Below are 20,031 nucleotides of genomic sequence, written 5' to 3' on the forward strand. Positions count from 1 at the left end.
CCGCAGCTTGGCAGCGCCGGGTGCCGTGGAAGGTGCGTCCGCCGGAGTCGGGCGCCCGTCACCGATCGGCTCCTCTCGAAGCGATGTGGGCGAGTTGCATCAGGTTTTAAAAATGAATATCGTTTTCAACATGATGAGAGGCGACAGCGGGGGGCAACTGCCGGCGACGGCGGTGCAGAGTGCATATATCGCCGGGCGTGATCCGGGGCTGCCGCTGGGGGGCCTCGACTGTGTCGCGTACCTGGAGTTCAGCGGCAGGGTCATCGACGTCGGGCGGCTCGGTGATGCCGTCGCCGCTCTGACGGCCAATCCGTATCTTCGGCTGCGGTTCGCCGACGCGGAGACCTTGGAAGAGGCGGAGGTCGTGCCGCCGCGGCTGCACCGGCACGACCTGCGGGAGCCGGCGGCCGGGGGCGTGGCGCAGGCGCTGGCAGGGACGCGGCGCCGGATGCTGACGGAGTCGGTGGATCCGGTCGAGGGGCGGACGTGGGCCGTAGAGGTCAGCCTGTTGCCCGACGGGACGTCCACGGTGCATCTGGCGATCTCCCTGGCGATCGCGGACATCGCCGCGATCGGTGTGCTGGCCGCGCAGCTGGCCGCGGCACTGGGTAGGGACGTCCTCCCGGAGTACCAGGAGTTGGGGGATATACGGGAGCGGATGCGCCGGGCGCAGCGGCCACGGCCGGCGGTGGCGCAGGAAGTCGTCGACGCCCGGCCGGTTGAGCTGTTCGCGCCGCCTCAGCTGCCGCGGCGTACCGCTGCGGCCGGACAGGCCGACGGGCCTGATGGCGGGGCGGAGGCGGACCTGGCTGCCCATCCGCTCGTGGAGCGGCTGACCACCCGGTTCGGTAACGCCGACTGGAGTCGGCTGGAGGAGCGGGCGCGGGAACTGGGCTGCACGACGGCGGCGTTGGTGCTCGCGCTCTACGAGCGGGCGCTGCGCCGGTTCTCGTCCAGCGCTGAGTTCCTGGTGACGGTGACCGGGGTCGACACCACCGGCACCGAGAACGAGGTGGTGGACCGCACGGTCACCTATGCGCACCGCGCACGTCCCGATGCCATGGACACGTTCGCCGAGGCCGTGCGCGAGGCCGGTGACGAGCTCAGGTTCCGGATCTCGCGCGGTGTCGAGGCGACAACGGAGCTGCGCGAGGCGCTCAAGGCCGGAAGCGGGCATCCCGGCCTGTCTCCTTACGTGTTCACCTTTGCGGCGAAGCGGCCGGTCTTCGGCGACGATGCGGTGGCCGTGCTCGGAGAGCCCGAGTTCTTTTCGACGACACCTCAAGTGATCATCGACTGCCGGGTCTTCCGGCTGACGAGCGCGGGTGTGGAGGTCGCGTTCGACGTGCGCCGCGGTGTGCTGCCCGACGGGATGGCGCGCGAGATGTACGAGCTGTTCGTGCAATCGCTTCGCGAGGTCATCGGACACGGTGCTCCGCAGTTGGAGCTGTGCCGTCGCACGGTCGATGAGCGGCTCGCGGTCAATTCGACCGCGCCCGCCCGCACGGCCGGCCTGCTGTACGAGGACTTCCGCCGGCGGGTGAGCGAGCAGCCGCACGCCGAGGCCGTGCTCTGGGACCCGCGGCAGTACCGCGAGAGCGGTGACCCTGTCGGGAGTGGGGATTCCGGGCGGCTGAGCTATGCCGAACTGGACGACAGGGCACTGCGGCTGGCTGCCGCGATCAACGCGCGGGTCGCCCCCGGCACGGTCGTCGCGATCCGGCTGCCGAAGGGGCCGTCACAGGTCGTGGCGGTGCTCGGGGTGCTGTACGCGGGATGCACGTATCTGCCGATCGGCGTCGATATGCCGGACTCGCGTGCGGAGGCCATCGCCGGGGCGGCCGGGGCAGGACTGATGCTCACCGCGGACGACCTCGCCGCCGGTGCCGCCGGTCACGATCCGCTGCCCGAGCCGGTGCCGGCGGCGGCCGACGGGCTCGCGTACATCATCTACACCTCCGGCTCGACCGGCGCACCCAAGGGTGTGGCGATCGCCCACGGTGCGGCGCTGAACACGGTGGCCGACGTCAACGCCCGGAACTCGGTCGGCCGCGACGACCGGGTGCTAGCGGTGTCCGCGCTGGACTTCGATCTGAGCGTGTACGACATCTTCGGTCCGCTGTCCTGCGGCGGGGCGGTCGTCACCATCCCCGAGGATTCCCGGCGGGACGCCTTCGTATGGGGCGAGCTGGTCCGCCGCTTCGGGGTGACCGTGTGGAACACCGTTCCCGGCCTGGTCGAGATGCTGCTCGCCGCCAACGACGAACTGGACACGCTGCACACCCTGCGTACGGTGATGTGCTCCGGGGACTGGATCGACCCGGGGCTGTTCCGCAGGCTGCGGGCGGCCGCGCCGAAGGCGGTGCTGGTGGCGATGGGGGGCGCCACCGAGGCGTCCATCTGGTCCAACGAGTACGTGATCCGTTCGCAGGACGACATCGCCCCGGAGTGGCGAGCGATTCCGTACGGCGTGCCGCTGTCCGGGCAGAAGTACCGCGTCGTCGACGATGCGGGACGGGACTGTCCCAATGGGGTCGCCGGCGAACTGTGGATCGGCGGCGCGGGGGTGGCCGCCGGGTACCACCGTGCGCCGGAGCTCACCGCCCAGCGGTTCGTCACCGACGGGCAGGGGGAGAGGTGGTACCGCACGGGCGACCTCGGGTTCTGGCGGGAAGGGCCGCTGCTGTTCATCCTCGGCAGGCTGGACACGCAGGTGAAGGTCCGGGGCCATCGCGTCGAATGCGGCGAGATCGAGCACGCGATCCGGCGAACCGGGTACGTTTCGGCGGCCGTGGTGACGCCGATCCGGAACCGGACGGCGCTGGGTGCGCTGGTTGTCCCGGATGCGCTTGTCGTCCCGGATGCGCTTGTCGTCCCGGATGCGCTTGTCGTCCCGGACACACCGGATGCAGCGGACGCACCGGATGCACTGGATGCAGCGGATGCACCGGATGCACCGGACGCATCCGCGCCGGTGGCCTTTGACGCCGGGGCGCTCCGTGAACGGCTCGCCCGCGAACTGCCGCACTACATGGTGCCAACGGTGATCGTCGAGGCCGCGGAGCTGCGGTTCACCGCGAACGGCAAGGTGGACCGGAAGTGGGCTGCCGCACGGCTGGAGTCGGACGGGTCCGAGGCGTCCCCGGGGCCCGGCGGCGCGGACAGTGACGGAGAGGTCGCCGCGGAGTGGCGACGCGTGCTCGGTGTGGAGCGACTCGCCCCCGACGACAACTTCTTCGCCCTCGGCGGGGACAGCCTCGCCGCGACCCGGGTCTGTGCGGGGCTGCGGGAGCGGGGCATCGAGGCCGGGGTGGACCAGCTGTTCGCCAACCCGACGCTGCGGGCGTTCGCAGCGGTCTGCGCCGCCGCGCGGACGACGTCGGCACCGGGCCTGCCGGGTCTGCCGGGCGAGCCGGATGCGCCGGTCCTCCGGGACGCGGCCGCCGAGAAGGCCGCGCGGGAATTCCCGCTGACCCCGCTGCAGCGTGCGTACGCGCTCGGCGCGGACGGGATCAGCGGGGTCGTCCGTACGGCACCGCGGTACTCGGTCGTGATCAGCTCCGCCGGGCCGGTCGACTTCGACGCCTGGTCGAAGGCGATCGACGCCGTGTGCGCCCGCCTCGACGGACTGCGGTGCATACGCCACGGGGACGCGGCACAGCGTGTACTGCCGCCCCATGAACTCCCCGAACACCCTCCGCTCACCTGGCTCGACGCAGGCGACCCCGCCCGGGCAGCGGACCGCTTGCGCGCCTGCCTGGCTGCGCTGGACGACGAGACCGAACCGTCGGCCGTGCTGACCGCTGTGGCGGTACGGGGGCACGAACGGGAGATCGGGCTCAGCCTCAACTACCTCGGCCTCGACGCCCGCAGCCTCATGGCCGTACTCAACACGCTGATATCCGAGGCGTGCGGGACCGAGCCGGCGGAACCGATCGCCGCTTCCCTGGCGGAGTTCGGCCGGTATGCGGCACGGGTCGCCGCCGGGGAAGCCAGGGAAGCCAGGGAAGTCAGGGAGTCCGAGGAAGCAGAGGAGGCGGAGGAGGCGGAGGAAGCACGCTTCCGGGCCGGCGCCTCCGATGACACGGCGGGCGGACTGCGGCCACCGGAGCTGCCGGTACGGCGGATTCCCGGTGAGCCGGTCGCCGTCCACTCGTGCGGGGTGCGCCTCGGTGCCGACGAGACCGGCGCACTGACCCGCATCGCCAGGGATCGGCAGGTCACCACATCGTCACTGCTCCTGGCCGAGTTCGGGCAGTCCCTCGCGGAGACCCTCGGCGCGGACGCCGTGGATATCAGCGTGCCGATGTCCCGCCGGCCCACGGACGTCTCCTCGGAGGTGCTGGGCAATTTCACCGAACTCGCGCTGTGCCGCTGCGGTCCGGAAATCGGCGCCCCGGAGGTGCACCGCGCGCTGGGGCGGGCCGTTGCCGGGTACGCGCCCGGCGTGCGGGATATCGCACGGGCGGGCCGTGCGGCCTTCCCCGTCGTCTTCACCAGCACCCTCGGTCTGTCGTCGGCGCAGCGCCTGTTCCGCGGCGAGGTCAAGGCGGTCTGGTCGCACACCAGGACTCCCGGCGTACTGATCGACTGCCAGGTGGTGCCGCGCGACGAGGAGATCGAACTGCGCTGGGACTGTCCGGACGACGTCTTCGAACCGGGCTTCCTGGAGCGGGCGTTCTCCCGTTTCGTCGGCCGGGTCCGGCGCCTCACCGGGAGCGGGGAAGCACCGGCTGCTGCCGGCCCTGCGGCTCCGTCCGCGGCGGTGTGTGCGGCGGTGTGTGCGCCGGACCACGACGAGCTGGCGGCGACGCTGCGCCGCTGTGTACAGCGCGTGGACCCGCAGCAGGTCAGGCCCGCGCTGGCGCCCGTGTTCGACCGGTGGCGCACCGCGCTCGCCGACCTGGAGGCGGCGGGCGAACCGCATGCCGCCGACGCCGAGTTCCTCGCGCGGTGCCTCACCGGTGAGGTGCGGGTCACGCGGCTGCTGGAGCACGAACGCCTCGCGCCGGAAGCGCTGTTGACCCAATCCCTGGAGAGTGGCGGCCTGCTGACGCAGGTGTGCGGTGAGCTGCGTCGTGCGGCGGAGGCCGCGGGCCGCAGACTGCGGGTGGCCCACCTCGGTGCCGGGACCGGGCTGCTGCACAGCGTGCTCGCCGGACACCTGGCGGGGACGGAGGGGACAGAGGGGACGGACATCCAGTGGGTCCCGATCGAGTGCTCTCCGCTGCTGCGCGACCTCGGTGAGGACCGGGGCCTGGAGTCCCTCGCCGCGCTGCCGGACACACCAGTGGACGTCGTCCTCGCGCTGGGCGCCCTGCACCGGGACACCGGCCTGGCCGCCATGCTCACCGACCTCCCCGTCACACCCGGAGCCGTGTTCCTGCTGACCGAGGTGACCGAGCCCGGCCCGGCCTCCCTGGTGACCGCGCTGCTCGACCCCCGCATCACCGACCCGGCGACCACGCCGCTGTGGCCGGTGCCCACCTGGTGGAACTGGCTGGCGGAACGGGGCTGGCGTCCCTTCTCGGTCAGCGTGCCCACCCGGCAACTCGCCCTCGTACAGGCCCGGTATGAAGAGGATGAAGGGTACGAGCGGTATGAACGGTACGAGCGGTATGAGGGTGGTGACGGGGATGGCGCTGCCGCTGCCGCTGCCGCTGCCGCTGTCGCTCCCGCTCCCGCGCGTACGGCCGCGCCGGTGCTCCAGCCTCCGCCTCCGCCTTCGCCGGACATCCCGGCAGGCCGGAAGGAGCGGGAAGCACGCCGGAAGGAACGGGAAGAGGCCCCCCGCACCGGCATCGAAGAACTCCTCACCGACCTGTGGCGGCGGTATCTGCCGGAGGCCGCGCGCCCGCCCCGGCTGGACGACGACTTCTTCGTGCTGGGCGGCGACTCGCTCGCGGCCACCCGGGTCCTCGCCGCGCTGCACACCCATGGTTTCACCGGCGTGCGGCTGGCCGACCTGTTCAACATGCGGGTGCTCGCCGAACTGGCGCAGCACATCGCTCGGTCGGTGCGCGATGACGAGCCTGCGGCCCCGGTGTCCGCGGCGGTTGTCTCCGACGCTGACACCCGTACCGCTGACACCCGTACCGCTGACACCCGTACCGCTGACACCCGTACCGCTGACACCCGTACCGCTGACACCCGTACCGCTGACACCCGTACCGCAGACACTCATACCGCGGACACCCTTGCCTTCCCCCTGACCAAGGTGCAGCAGGCATACCTGACCGGCCGCAGCGAGCAGCAGCTGCTCGGCGGCGTCGCCTCGCACTGCTACTTCGAGTTCGACGCGCCGCAGCTCGACACCGAGCGCTTCGCCGCCGCCGTCGAGGCCGTGGTGCTCCGCCATCCCGCCCTGCGCACCACGGCCATCGTCGACGAGGACGGGGTCATGACCGGCCGCGTCGGGGGCCAGCCGGTGCACCCGCCCATCGAATCCGCCGATGACCCGCGGGAGCGCACCGCCGCAGAGATCCCGGACCCGGCCCGGCGCGGCCCGCTCACGGTGCGCATCGGGCGCCCGGGCGGCCCGGGTGCGTCCGGGACCAGAATCGGGATCGGGATGGACAACCTGATGCTCGACGGTGCCTCGATGTGGCGGGTGCTGCGGGAGATCGGCGCGCTCTACGCCGGGGCAACGGCGGTGGAACTCGACCCGTTGCACGCCTCCTTCGCCGAGTACGTCTCCCAGCGGCCGTGGCTTTACACCGCGGCACCCACGGAGCGGGACTCCGCGTACTGGGCCGCCAACCCCGTGCCCGAAGCGCCCGCACTCGTCAGCGCGGCGCAGATCGTCGCACTGACCGAACGGCCCCTCTTCGACCGCGTGGGTACCGGCCTGCACCGCACGGAGTGGAACGCGGTCCGCGCCGCGGCGGCGGACGCGGGCCTCACGCCCGCCGCGCTGATCTTCGCCGCGTACTCCGCCGAACTCGCGGAGCACAGCGGCCAGGAACGGTTCGGGGTCAACGTCACCACCTTCGACCGCGACCTGGCCGTACCGGGCATCGAGACCGTGGTGGGCGACTTCACCTCGCTGACACTGGTCGGCGCGCACGTGGCCGACGGCGACGACCTCGCCCCCATCGGGCGGAGCGCCCAGCTGCAACTGGCCGCGGCGCGGGACCACCGCACCATCACCGCCATCGATCAGCAGCGCAACCTCGTTCAGGAGACGGGGGATCCGGTGCGCGGCATGTATCCCGTGGTGTTCACCTGCGGGCTCGGAATGCAGGATCCCGCGCTGAGCTCCGACGACTTCGGATTCGGGCAGCTGGTGTTCAGCTGCTCGCAGACCCCGCAGACGGTCCTGGACCTCCAGGTCCATGACGACCGCCGGGGGCTGCACATCACGGCCGACCACGTCACACAGCTCATCGGCTCCCGAGGGGCCCAGGCTGTGGTGGACGGGGTCGCGCGCCGGCTGCGGGACTTCTCCGGGGCCGTACGCGCACGGCAGGACGCCGAGGAGCCGGATACCGGGCAGTCCGGTGCCGGGCGGCTCGACGCGCTCATCCGGCAGGCGTGGGAGCACGCGCTCGGCACGGAACTGCCCCGGGACGGGGCGAACTTCTTCCGCGCCGGGGGCGATTCACTGCGGGCCACACGCTGCGTCCGCACCCTCCAGGAGCAGGTCGACCCGCGGATCACGCTGCGAACACTCCTGTCCCATCCGGACCTTGAAGCATTCACCGCTGCGGTGGCGGAGCTCGCGACCAGCACGGAAGACGACAACGACAACGACAACGACGACGACTACGAAGCAGGTGAGCTATGACCTCCGCCCAGCAGCTGGTCGACCAGATCGAGATGCGGGGTGTCGATCTGTGGCTGGAAGACGGGAAACTCCGCTTCAAGGCCCCGACCGGCGCCTTCGGGCCCGAGCTGCGCGAGCAGGTCGCGGCACGGCGCGACGAGGTCATCGCGGTGCTCTCCGCCCGCGAGGCCGCGGTGCGGGACCCGGACAACGCCGACCGGCCCTTTCCGCTCACCGATGTGCAGGCCGCCTACCTCGTCGGCCGGACGGACGCCTACGAGGACGGCGGCGTCGGCTGCCACGGCTACGCCGAGTTCCTCGTCCCCGATGACCTGACCGGCCCGGCCGGGTGGCTGCGGCAGGCATGGCAGCGGGTCGTCGACTGCCACGAGATGCTGCGCGTGACGGTCTCCCCGGACGGATGGCAGCGGATCGATCCCGGCATGGACGTACCGCTCCTCGTCCACGACTGCCCGACCCCCGAGGCATTCGACGAGACCCACCGGGCCGTGCGGTCGCAGCTCCAGCACCGCAGTCACGAGCTCGGCGGCGGCCCCATGATCGACGCAGTGGTGACGCGCGGCCCGGACGAGTCGGTGCTGCACCTGTCGGTGGATCTGATCCTCACCGACTTCCGTGGCCTCGAAGTGATCCTGCAGGACTTCGAAACGGCCCTCGACGACCCGGAGAAGCCCCTGGCGAAACCGTCCCTCACCTTCCGCGACTACATCCTGACGATGCGCAGGAGGGCCGGTACGGCACGGGCGCGCGCAGCCCGGGCCCGTGACGAGGAGTACTGGCAGGAGCGCAGCGAACAGCTCCCGCCGGCCATGCAGTTCCCGCCCGCCCTCCGGGACCAGGACCAGGACCGGGACCAGGACCAGGGCCAGGACCAGGGCCAGGGCCAGGGCCAGGGCCAGGGCCGGGGCCGGGACCGGATACGCGGGCCGGTCCGCTACACGCGGCGCAGCCACCTCGTCGAGCCGGAGCGCTGGGCGACCCTGACCGCCGCGGCACAGTCGCGCGGGGTGACACCGTCCGCGCTGCTGCTCGCGGTGCTCGGGCGGGTGGCCCGGCGCTACACCGACGCCGACCGTTCCCTGGTGACCGCGACGGTCCTGGACCGCAGCCCGGTCACTGAGGACGTGGACCGGATCGTCGGGGACTTCACCTCGACCGCTCTGGCCGAGGCACCCGGACAGCCCGATGTGCCCTTCGCCGACCTGGCGCGCCGGGCGCAGGACTCCCTGTTCGAGGCGATGGACCACGGCGCGGTCAGCGGTGTCGAGGTGGGCCGGATGCTGGCACGTCGGCAGTCGGGGCACAGCCGTACCCCGCAGGTGGTGCTCACCTCGACCGTGGGCGCCGGTACGGGATCGGGCACGGGCATCGGCCGCCGGCTTCGGCCCGTCGTGGCGGCCGGGCTCAGCCAGACCCCGCAGGTTCTGCTCGACGTACAGGCCGCCCCGCACGGCGACGGGGCCTCGCTGGTCTGGGACAGCAGGGACGGCGGGATCGACGCGAGCGTGCTGGACGCCGCGTTCGGGGATTTCGTGGGCGCCGTCGAACTGCTGGCGGCGGACGAGTCGGCCTGGGACCGCGACCTCCTCGATCGCCGCGCGCTGCCGGCGGTGGCGCGGGTGCAGCGGCCTCCCAGGGGTGCATTGCACACTCGAATACGGGAGCACGCCCGCACCGACCCCGACGCCGTCGCGGTCGTACACTCCGGCACCGGCACCACGGTGAGCCGGGGAGAGCTCGCCGAGCGGGCATCCGCGGTCACCCGGACGCTCGCCGGCGCCGGAGTGCGGCCGGGTAGTCCGGTGGTGGTGGCGCTGCCACCGGGGCCGGACCAGATCGCGGCGGAGATCGGAGTGCTCGCCGCGGGCTGCTACTTCGTGCCCGTCGACCCGGAGTGGCCCGCCGCCCGCCGGGAGCACATCATCGCCACGCTCAGCGAAGACGGCACCGAAAGCGGCACCGACGCCGGTGTGTTCGTGATCGACCCGGACACCGTCCTCCTGCCCGCCGGGGACGCGGCCACGGATACGGACACGGCCATGGACACCGGCACCGTGGATCCCGGACAGCTCGCGTACGTCATCTTCACGTCGGGCTCCACCGGGGCACCGAAGGGAGTCGCGCTCACCCACGACCAGGTCGCGACCACGCTCGACGCGATGGAGGACCTCCTCCAACTCACCGCGGACGACGCGGTGCTGGCGATCTCACGGCACTCCTTCGACCTGTCGGTGTTCAACGTCTTCGGCATGCTCGCCGCGGGCGGGCGCGTGGTCCTGCTGTCCTCGGGCGTCGCCGCCGACCCGCAGACCTGGGCCCGTGCGGCGACGGAGCACGGCGTTACGGTCTGGAACTCGGTGCCCGAACAACTCCAGCTCCTGCTGGACCACTTGGACGACGAGGGCGCTCCGGCGGACCGACTGTCGGGCATCCGCGCGGTGCTCGTCTCCGGGGACTGGGTCCCGGTACGGCAGCCCGGGCACCTGTGGCGCTATGCGCGCGACGCCCGCTTCCTCGCGCTGGGTGGCGCGACAGAGGCCGCGATCTGGTCCAACCTGCACGAGGTGACCGGGCCGCTGCCGCCGGACACCCGGTCCGTTCCGTACGGAAGGGCACTGCCCAACCAGGGCATCTGGGTGCTCAACGCCGACGGAGAGCCCGCCGTCACCGGACAGCCGGGCGAGATCCACATCGGCGGCGACGGCGTCGGCGCCGGATACCTCGGCACCGGCATCGACACCAGCACCGGCATCGACACCAGCACCAGCACCGGTTCCGCCGCCTCGACCGCCTTCTACCGCCACCCGGCCAACGGTGAGCGCTGCTACCGCACCGGCGACCGCGGCAGGTTGCTGCCGAACGGGGAGATCGAGTTCCTCGGACGCCTCGACGGCCAGGTGAAGATCCGCGGGCACCGCATCGAGCTCGCCGAGGTCGAATCCGCACTGTGCTCCGCGGACGGGATAGCGGCCGCCGTCGCGGCGACCGCCGACACCGGGCGGGGCAAGTCGCTCGTCGCGGGCGTGGTCCCCGAGCGCGGGCCGGACCGGCGCGCCGAGGGTGTGCGGGCCGCGGAACGGGTCGAGCAGGCCGCCGCGGCCGAACACGCCGCGTTTGTCGCGCAGTTGGACGGCGATGCCTTCACCGAGCTGCTCTCCCGGATGAACGCGGTGGCCCTCGATGCGATGGGCAGCAAGGTCGCCGAGAAGTGCGCGCGGGGAATCACCGGCGTCGACGACCTCGTCGCCGCGCTCGGTGGCAGCACCCATCGGCCGCTGGTACGGCGCTGGATCCGTACGCTGCAGGACGAGCGCAGGCTCACGGTGTCGGAGGACGGAAACGTGACCGTCGCGCCGGAGCCGCACGAGGAGACCGAGCTGCTGCGGCGATGGTCCGAGGTGCGCGAGCTCGGCCGCGCACTGGACTACGGCGACGAGCAGCTCGCCTACGTCGAGCGCTGCCTCGCCGGGCTGTCCGCCCTGCTGTCCGGCGAAGCCGACCCCCTGGCCCTGCTGTTCCCCGAGGGCAGCACGCATGTCGCCCGGGCCGCCTATGCCGAGAACCTCACCAGCCGGTACCTCAACGGCCTGGTCCGCGCGGGCATCAGGGAGCGGGCTGTGCAGCGCAACGCCGCAGGTCAGCCGCTCCGCATCCTGGAGATCGGCGCCGGTGTCGGCGGCACCACCGCCCCGGTGCTCGCCGCCCTCGAAGGGTGCCGTGCCGAGTACACGTTCACGGACGTCTCGCGGTTCTTTCTCGACGAAGCGGCTCAGCGGTGGCCCGAGGTGAACGTCGCGCTCTTCGACCTCAACGAGGATCCGCAGGAGCAGGGCATGGCACCGGGCTCCTTCGACGTCGTCCTGTGCGCCAACGTGCTCCACAACGCCCGGGACATTCCCGCGGCCCTCGACCGCCTGCATGGGCTGCTCGCCCCCGGCGGCACCCTGGCCGCCATCGACTCCACGAAGGTCAACGCGCCGCTGCTGGTGTCGATGGAGTTCAAGGAGGGACTGGCCGGTTTCACCGACGAACGGGCGGCGACCGGTGATGCGTTCTTCTCCCTGGAGCAGTGGAACGCCGCGCTGGAGGCGTCGCCGTTCGAGCGGAGTGTGCACTTCCCCACCGAGGACAGCGTGCTGCGCCCGACAGCGCAGTCCGTGTTCTTCGCCAGTGCGCGGCTGGACGAGGAGCCCCTCACCCCCGCGCAGGTCCTGGAAGCCGGCGCACGGCGCCTGCCCCGCTACATGCTGCCGTCGCGCGTGGTGGTGCTGCCCTCGCTACCGCTGACCGCGAACGGCAAGGTCGACCGGGCGGCCGTCGCGCGGCTGGCCGGGCGGACGGGCACCGGCCCGCAGCACCCGACCGGCGCAGGCGGACCGGCCCGGCTGGACGCCGAGCACCGGCCGGTGGCCGGGATCTGGCGCGAGGTGCTGGGCCTCGGCCCGGACCATCCGATCGCGGCCGGCGACAACTTCTTCGAGCTCGGCGGCGACTCCCTGCTGATCGCCCGTTGCGTGGGCAGGCTGCGGCGGGAGATCCCCGGGGCCGCGGCGATTCCGTGGGACCGGCTGCTGCGGGAGATCGTCGCCGACCCCACGGTGGTCGGGTGTGTACGGGCGCTCTCCGACGGCGGCACGGCGGACCCCACCGCGACGACGGAGACCGGGAAGGGAACCGCCGACGGCAAGGGGGCCGCTGAGGCGCAACGGCCGCTGGTCCAGGTGCTCGACGGCAGCGGCAGCCGGTGGCAGCGCGATGCCGTGGTCTTCGTCCACGACGGCTCCGGCGGGCTCGGCCCGTACCGCGATCTCCTGGCCCGGCTGGAGACGCAGACCGAGCGGCCGGCCGTGTTCGGCGTGCGGCGCACCCCCGGCGACGGCGGTATCGACATCGCGCCGGAGGAGTTGTTCGGCACCCTCGCCGAACGCTATGTCCGCGCGCTCACCGACAGCGGACTCGACCGCACCCACGACCGGATCCATCTGGTCGGCTACTGCATGGGCGGCCTGATCGCCGCGAGCATGGCCGAGCGGCTCGCCGAGCGCGGGACCCCGGCCGGATCGCTGACCGTGGTCAGCTCGTACCGCATCCCGTTCGTCATCGAGGACGGGCTGCTGCTCGACTACTCCTTCGCCAGGCTGATGTACCGCGACCCCGCCGAGGCCGGTCTCGACTTCGACGAGCACGAACTCGGCGACCTGCTGAACGAGGCGCGCGCCCGCTACGGCGACCGCGTGCCCGAGGGCGCGGTGGCCCAACTCGCCCGCAATTATCCGAGGTTGGGACATGCGATCGCGGCGGCGCCCGGCAGTGTACGGGCCCGGCTGGACCGGCTCGCCGCCTCCGACCCGGCCGGAGCCTGGACACCGGAGACGCTGCGCGAGCTCCGCGAGTCGTACGCGGCGAGCCTGAAGGCGGTCGCCTCCTTCCGGAGCCCCGGCTACCTCGGCGACATCACCTTCCTGCGGCAGCGCGGTGACCTGCACTTCCTGCCCACCTTGAAGGAGGACATGACGGCCTTCTGGGAGGAGTACTGCCTCGGTGAACTCACCGTGACCGACGTGGACGGAACCCATTTCGACTGTCTCACCGGTGATGCGGCGGCCGCCGTGGCGGACGTTCTCCAGCAGCTGTGGGGGAGGGACGCGTGAAGTACCTGGTGCTGGGCGCCTCCGGCGCGGTGGGGCGGGCCTGTGTGCGCACCCTGCTCGGCCGGGCGGACACCCATGTCGTTGCCGCGGGGCGTGATCTGCCCCGGCTGGAACGGGAGTTGCGGGCGTACGGGATGAGCAGCCCGGACACCGTCCGGGTGGACCTCGACGAGCCGGAATCCGTGGCCGCCGCCCTGGCGGGGCGGGCCGGTCCGGCGGATGTCGTCGTCAACTGCGCCGGACCGTCCTACCGTTACTCCGCGCCGACCGCGCAGGCAGTGCTGCGGCACGGAGCCCACTACGTCGACGCCGGCGGCGACCAGGCCCTGATCGACGCGACGGCGGCAGCGGCCGAGAAGCACGGCGCTCTCGCCGTGTTCGGCGCGGGCGTGCAGCCCGGGCTGGCCGGTGTGGCCGTGCGCGCGGTCGCCGCCCGGCTGGGGGATCCCGCGACGACGGAGATCGACGCCCACTGCGGCGGGGTGCAGCCGCTCAGCCGCGCAGGGCTCGACGAGTACCTGCACGCCGTGCGGGCCCGCACCGGTCATCCCGGAAAGATCTACCAGCGGGGCGCCCTGCACACACTGCCACCGGACACCGGCCTCGCCGTCCCCGCGGCGTTCCCCGGCACCGCGAGCGCCCATGTGAGCCTGGACGAGGAATGCCGGGCCGCGGCCGAGGAGCTGGGCCTCGCCTCCCTGCGGTGGTGCAACATCACCGGCTCGGCGCAGATCGAACAGGCCCTGTCCAGGGCGCTCGGCCAGCAGCGCACCCACGCCGAGACGCTCCGGGCGATCGACGCCGCGGTCTCCGGGGCCCGGCCGTACTTCCGGATCAGCCTGCAGGGCACCTCGGGACACGGCACCTCGCGACAGGCCACCGTCCGCACCGTCCTGCACTGCACCGACAGCTACGCCCTCACCGGGGCCGTGGCCGCGCTCGCCGCCCTCGAAGACCCGCGCGGCAGGACCGGTGCAGCCTGGATGTCGGAGTACGTCGATGCCCGGCGCTTCTGGGACCGCATGGCCACGGACGTACCTGGCGTATCGCTCGTCCTGGACGCCGTCCCCGGTACCGGCCTGCCCGAGACCTCCGAACCGGCCGAGGAGTCCGGTGAGTTCGAGGAGGGCGAGCTGTGAGCAGGGGCAGCAGGCCACGCGCGGTGGTGGTCGGCGCGACCTTCGGCGCGCACTATGCGCGGGCGCTCGCCGGCCCGCGCTCACCCGTGGAACTCGTCGGCGTGGCCGGCACCGGCGGGCAGACCGGGCGCGATCTCGCGGCGGAACTCGGGGTGCGCTACCTGGCCGGGACGGACGAGATCGACGGTGCCGAGCTGGCCGTCGTCGCGGTCCGCTCCGCGATCGTCGGCGGCCAGGGCGACGAGATCTGCCGTGACCTGCTGCGGCGCGGCATCTCCGTGCTCCAGGAGCTTCCGGTGCACTCCGCGGACGTCGTGCGCTCCGTCCGTGCCGCAAAACGGTCCGGAGCGGCCTTCGCGGTGACCGGCTTCTACGAGCACCTGGAACCGGTCCGCCGGTTCATCGCCGCGGCACGAGCCCTGGACGCCGTCTCCCCGATCACCAGCGTCGAACTCCGCACCAGCGTCCAGGTCCTGCACTCCAGCCTGCGCGTGCTCTCCCGGATCCTCACCGCCCCACCGGGCGGCGACATCGCGGTGCACCCGGCAGCCGCGACGGCCAAGTCCCTGGTCAGCACCGACTGGGCAGACGTCGCGGTGGATGTACTGGTACGCAACGCCTACGACGCGCGCACGCCCGACGACGACTGCCAGCCCCTCATGGGCTTCGTCCTCGGCACACCGGACGGCGAACTGTCGCTGTCGCACGTCCACGGCCCGACCCGGTGGGAGCCCCGGTTGCACGAGGACGCCCCGGGCCGGCTGCGCCACCCGCAACAGCGCCTGTCCCACGCCCTCGGACCGGACGACTGGACCGGAGACACCGTGTTCACCGGCCTGTGGGCGCAGGGAATCACCCGGGCGGTCAGCGGCTTCGTCGAGGCACTGACCACCGGGCGGCAGCCGGTCGGACAGCGGGACCTCGCCGTGCTGCGCCACTGGGAGGCGGTGTCGGCCCGGCTCGGCAGACCCGCCGACCTGCCCTCTTCACCCCCGAAATTCATCAACATCCGTGACCTGGAGGTGTGTTCGTGAACGCAGTGGCACCGCTGAGCGATGCCGAGACGAGCAGGGGAGGCGGCGTCCCCGTCGTCCTCTTCCCGCACGCCGGGGGGAGTCCACGCTTCTTTCTGCACTGGACCGGCGTGATACCGGAGGCCCGGCTGTTCGGCGTCACCTATCCCGGACGGGACACGCGCCTGCACGAGCGGCACCGCGACAACCCGCACGGCGACAGCCTCGTCGGCCTCGCCCGCTCGGTCGCGGACGACCTCGCGGCGGCCGGCCTCGCCGAGGCGGCTCCCGTGCTCGTCGGGCATTCGATGGGTGCGCTGGTGGCATACGAGACCGCGGCGGCGCTGGCGGCCCGTGGCGCCCGGGGCATGCGAGTCGTGGTGTCGGGACAGAACCCGCCGTCCCACGGCGTGGGCACCGCACTGCACCGGGACACCGACGAGACGCTGATCGCCGACATCGTCCGGCAGAATCCGGCGAGCGCGGACCTGTGGCAGGTGCCCGAACTCCGCGACATGTTCCTCCCGGTGGTACGGGAGGACTACCGGCTGCTGGAGACGTACGCGTGCACCGGCGCCGTGGTCCCGGACATCCATGTGGTCTTCGGTGACCGCGACGACGAGGTCGACCCCGTACGCATCGGCGAGTGGAACAGCTTCTCCGCCGAGCGGCGTGCCCCGGTCCGGTGCGCGGGCGGGCACTTCTATCCGCAGGCGCCCGACACTCAGCTCCCGGAGCTGATCAGGACCATCTGTGCCGGTGCCGATGCCTGTGCCGCCCACGGGGGTGTTCGCCGATGACCGACCGGCACACCACGCAGCAGCCGGGGCTGTCGGAGAAGATCACGGGCGGCCCGTTGTTCCGGATCCTGCGGCCGGTGCTCGCCCCGACCGCGGTCGCGGTCGCGATACAGGCCGCCGGGGCGCTGTGCTCGGTGATCCCGTTCTTCGCCCTGCTGGATCTCGCCGAGGGGCTGACCCGCCATCAGGACGTGAGCGGGCCGCTGTTCTGGTTCATCGCCGGACTCGGCATCCAGTCGACGTGCGGTTTCCTCGCCCTGCTGATCACGCACTTCGCCGATGTCGAACTCCAGGCGACGCTGCGCCGCACGCTGAGCGCCAAGCTGGGACGGCTGCCACTGGGCTGGTTCGGAGAGCACTCCTCGGGGCGGGTCCGGCAGATCGTGCAGAACGACGTCGACTCGCTGCACCAGCTCGTCGCACACACTCTCGTCGAGTCCGTCGCCGGCGTGCTCACCCCGGCCGCCGGACTGCTCTTCTGCTTCACCGTCGACTGGCGGCTCGGGCTTGCGGTGATCGCTCCGATGGTCCTGTACTTCACCGTGTTCTCGGCGCTGTCCAAGACCGGAAACCGGGACATCATGGCGCGCGTCTCCGCCGAACTCGCGGCCGTCAGCGCGGCGATCACGGACTACTTCCGCGGGGTCGTCGTGCTGAAGGTGTTCGGCAAGGCGGGCGAGAAATACGGGCGCTTCACCGCGGTCTCCGAGCGGTTCCGCGAGGAGTTCACCGGCCTCGTCCGGCCCGCGATGCGCGCCCAGGCCGTCGCGAGCGTGTTCCTCACCGCATCGGTGATGGCCTGCTCGGTGTTCGCAGTGGGCATCTGGAGCGTGCAGCAGGGCTGGACGCGGGCCGCTTCGCTGCTCGTGGTGTCGGCCGTGGCCATGATGCTCCCGGCGGCCATCCTCACGGTCGCGACGAGCGCCCAGGCCCGGGCCGAAGCGGCCGAGGCCGCGGGACGTATCGTCTGCCTGCTCGACGAGCCGGAGCTCCCGGTCACCGACCGGGAGGCGGAGCTGCGTGACGCGACGGTCGAGGTGCGCGACGTCGCCTTCGGATACCGCGCGGAGGAGCCCGTACTGCACGACGTCACGCTCACCTTCCCCGCCCGCACCACGACCGCCCTCGTCGGGCCGTCCGGCGCGGGAAAGTCGACGCTGACGGCGCTGCTGGCACGGTTCCACGATGTCGACCGGGGACAGATCCGCATCGGCGGAGTGGATGTCCGCGACATCCCGACCCGGCAGCTGTACCGCACCGTCGGGGTGCTGCTTCAGCAACCGCAGCTGCCCGCCGTCTCGGTGGCCGACAACATCGCCCTCGGCCGCCCGGACGCCACCCGCGCCGACATCGAACGCGCGGCCCGCGACGCGCTGATCCACGACCGGATCCTCACGCTGCCGAACGGATACGACTCGGTGGTCGGCACGGACGCCCGCCTGTCCGGCGGGGAAGCCCAGCGCATCGCCATCGCCCGCCTGCTGCTGGCGGACACCCCGGTGCTGGTGCTCGACGAGGCGACCTCCGCGGTCGACCCGGACGCAGCGGCGCTGCTGCACGCCGCCCTCCGGCGCCTGACCGCGGACCGCACCGTCATCGTGATCACGCACCGGCTCGACAGCACGAAGGAGGCGGACAACACCGTGGTGCTGGAGCACGGACGCGTCGCGGAGCAGGGCACCCACGCCCAACTGCTGGAGCACGGCGGCGTCTACGCCCGCATGTGGAACGACGATCTCTGCGAGGTGACCCGGTGATATCTGCCCTCATAGCCATCGGCGGCACCACCACCCGCCGTGCCTTCCGCGGCTTCCTGACCCTCGCCACGCTCGTCGGGGTTCTCCAGGGAATCGCGCTGGCGACGCTGGTGCCGGTGCTGCTGTCGCTCTACCGCAACGATGCCGGGGCGGCCTGGTACTGGCTGGCCGTGCTCGGCCTGCTCGCGGCGGCCGGCGGCACGCTGCTGGCGCGGGTGACGATGTGGGGCTTCCACCTCGCGATGGACGTCATCGTCGCCATGCACCGCCGCATCGGCCAGCGGCTCGTCGAGCTGCCGATCGGCTGGTTCACCCCCGCGACCACGGGACGCACCTCGCACGTCGCGGTGCGGGGCACGATGTTCGTCGCGCAGACGGCGATGGACATCCTGGTACCGCTGACGCTCCATATCGTCACGCCGCTCACGGTCGCGGTCGCGACCTGCTTCTACGACTGGCGGATGGGGCTGGCCCTGCTGGCCGCCGCCCCCGTCATCTGGCTGTCGGCAACCATCGCAGGGCGCCGCAACGGCGCGGCCGAACGGCGGATCCACGATGCCGCGGCGGCCACCAACACCCGACTCCTCGAATTCGCGGAGAAACAGCTCACGCTGCGCGCCGCCGGCATCGAAGGAACCGCGTACACACCGCTCGACGACGCGATCGACGAACAGCGCAGGGCCGGACGGCGGGCCCTGTGGTCCTCGGTGCTCGGCCTCGTCCTGCAGGGCCTCGTCGTCCAGACCGCGTTCGGCGCCGCCGTGGCGCTGGGCGTCTATCTGACGGTGCACGGCGCCGCCGACCCGGTCCACGTGGTCGCGCTGATCGGGCTGTGCGCACAGTTCACCGGTCCGCTGAAGATCCTGGCCGAACTCGGTACGGCGCTGCGCCGTTCGGCCGTGGAGGTCGGTGCCGTCCGCGACCTCGTCGAGCTCGACGGACTCCCGGAACCGGCGACGCCGAGCCCGGTGCCGCCACGGCACGACATCGAGTTCCACGACGTCACCTTCGGCTACGGACACGGACACGGACACGGGAACGGGGCTGGGGCCGGTGCTGGGGCCGGGCACGAGCAGCGTGGCGCCGCCCCCGTCCTCAGCGGGCTGTCGCTGACCGTGCCGCACGGCTCGATGGTGGCGCTGGTCGGCCCGTCCGGGAGCGGCAAGACCACCCTCACGCGACTGATCGCCCGCTTCTGGGACGTACAGGACGGGGCGGTCACCCTCGGCGGCACCGATGTCCGCGAGTTGGCCACCGACGACCTGATGGCTCAGCTGTCTCTCGTCTTCCAGGATGTCTACCTCTTCGACGACACCCTGGAAGCCAACATCCGCCTGGGCAATCCCGAAGCAACCGAGGAACAGGTGCGGCAAGCCGCGGAGTTCGCGGCGGTGACCGAGATCGCCGAACGCCTTCCCGACGGCTGGCAGAGCACCGTCGGCGAAGGGGGCCGGGCGCTGTCCGGCGGCGAGCGGCAGCGGGTGTCCATCGCACGGGCCCTGGTGAAGAACGCCCCGGTGGTGCTGTTCGACGAAGCCACCGCCGCCCTCGACCCGACCACCGAAGCCGTGGTGGCCGAATCCATCCGGCTGCTCGCCGGACGCGCCACGGTCCTGGTCATCGCACACAGCCTGACCACGGTGGCGCAAGCCGACTCGATCGCCTTCCTCGACGGCGGCGCGGTGGTCGAACACGGCACGCACGAGGACCTCCTCGAACGGAACGGCAGGTACGCGCAGTTCTGGCGTTCACGCGAGGGCGAAACCCCACTGCGCGCACCCGTGCACACACCGGCCGCCGAATCCTGAGCATCCGGAGACCCGGAGACCCCGGAGCGCCCAGAGCGCCCGGAGAGGCCGGAACGAGAAATAGGAAACCTGGAGAA

Annotated in this window: 7 protein-coding genes; all 7 read left to right on the forward strand. The window is 72.1% G+C overall.

The window, feature by feature from the left end; genetic code table 11:
• Positions 1 to 130 precede the first annotated feature (130 nt).
• From ACFY12_RS10570 to ACFY12_RS10600, 7 genes are read left to right on the forward strand one after another with little or no spacing between them, the layout of a single operon-like run.
• Positions 131 to 7,786 carry an amino acid adenylation domain-containing protein gene (locus ACFY12_RS10570; RefSeq protein WP_390715378.1) on the forward strand — a complete coding sequence of 2,552 codons (7,656 nt, stop codon included), beginning with the start codon at positions 131 to 133 and terminating at the stop codon, positions 7,784 to 7,786.
• On the forward strand, positions 7,783 to 13,437 hold the full coding sequence (locus ACFY12_RS10575) for an amino acid adenylation domain-containing protein (RefSeq protein WP_390715379.1): 5,655 nt from the start codon (positions 7,783 to 7,785) through the stop codon (positions 13,435 to 13,437). The genes ACFY12_RS10570 and ACFY12_RS10575 overlap by 4 nt, the downstream gene beginning before the upstream one ends.
• The gene (locus ACFY12_RS10580; RefSeq protein WP_390715380.1) at positions 13,434 to 14,576 is read left to right on the forward strand and encodes a saccharopine dehydrogenase NADP-binding domain-containing protein; all 1,143 of its coding nucleotides are present in this window, start codon (positions 13,434 to 13,436) and stop codon (positions 14,574 to 14,576) included. The genes ACFY12_RS10575 and ACFY12_RS10580 overlap by 4 nt, the downstream gene beginning before the upstream one ends.
• Entirely contained in the window at positions 14,573 to 15,610 is a 1,038-nt protein-coding gene (locus ACFY12_RS10585) for a Gfo/Idh/MocA family oxidoreductase (RefSeq protein ID WP_390715381.1), read from the forward strand. The genes ACFY12_RS10580 and ACFY12_RS10585 overlap by 4 nt, the downstream gene beginning before the upstream one ends.
• Positions 15,607 to 16,389 (forward strand): thioesterase II family protein, encoded by a 783-nt coding sequence (locus ACFY12_RS10590; protein WP_390715382.1) that lies wholly within the window; start codon positions 15,607 to 15,609, stop codon positions 16,387 to 16,389. Before ACFY12_RS10585 ends, ACFY12_RS10590 begins: the two co-directional genes overlap by 4 nt.
• Positions 16,386 to 18,146, forward strand: a complete 1,761-nt coding sequence (locus ACFY12_RS10595; protein WP_390715383.1) for an ABC transporter ATP-binding protein — start codon at positions 16,386 to 16,388, stop codon at positions 18,144 to 18,146. Before ACFY12_RS10590 ends, ACFY12_RS10595 begins: the two co-directional genes overlap by 4 nt.
• A complete protein-coding gene (locus ACFY12_RS10600; RefSeq protein ID WP_390715384.1) occupies positions 18,143 to 19,954 on the forward strand; it encodes an ABC transporter ATP-binding protein in 1,812 nt (603 codons plus the stop codon). The genes ACFY12_RS10595 and ACFY12_RS10600 overlap by 4 nt, the downstream gene beginning before the upstream one ends.
• The last annotated feature ends 77 nt before the right edge of the window (positions 19,955 to 20,031 follow it).

It is taken from the genome of Streptomyces sp. NPDC001339 (assembly GCF_042895955.1).
In the GTDB taxonomy this organism is placed as follows: Bacteria; Actinomycetota; Actinomycetes; order Streptomycetales; family Streptomycetaceae; genus Streptomyces.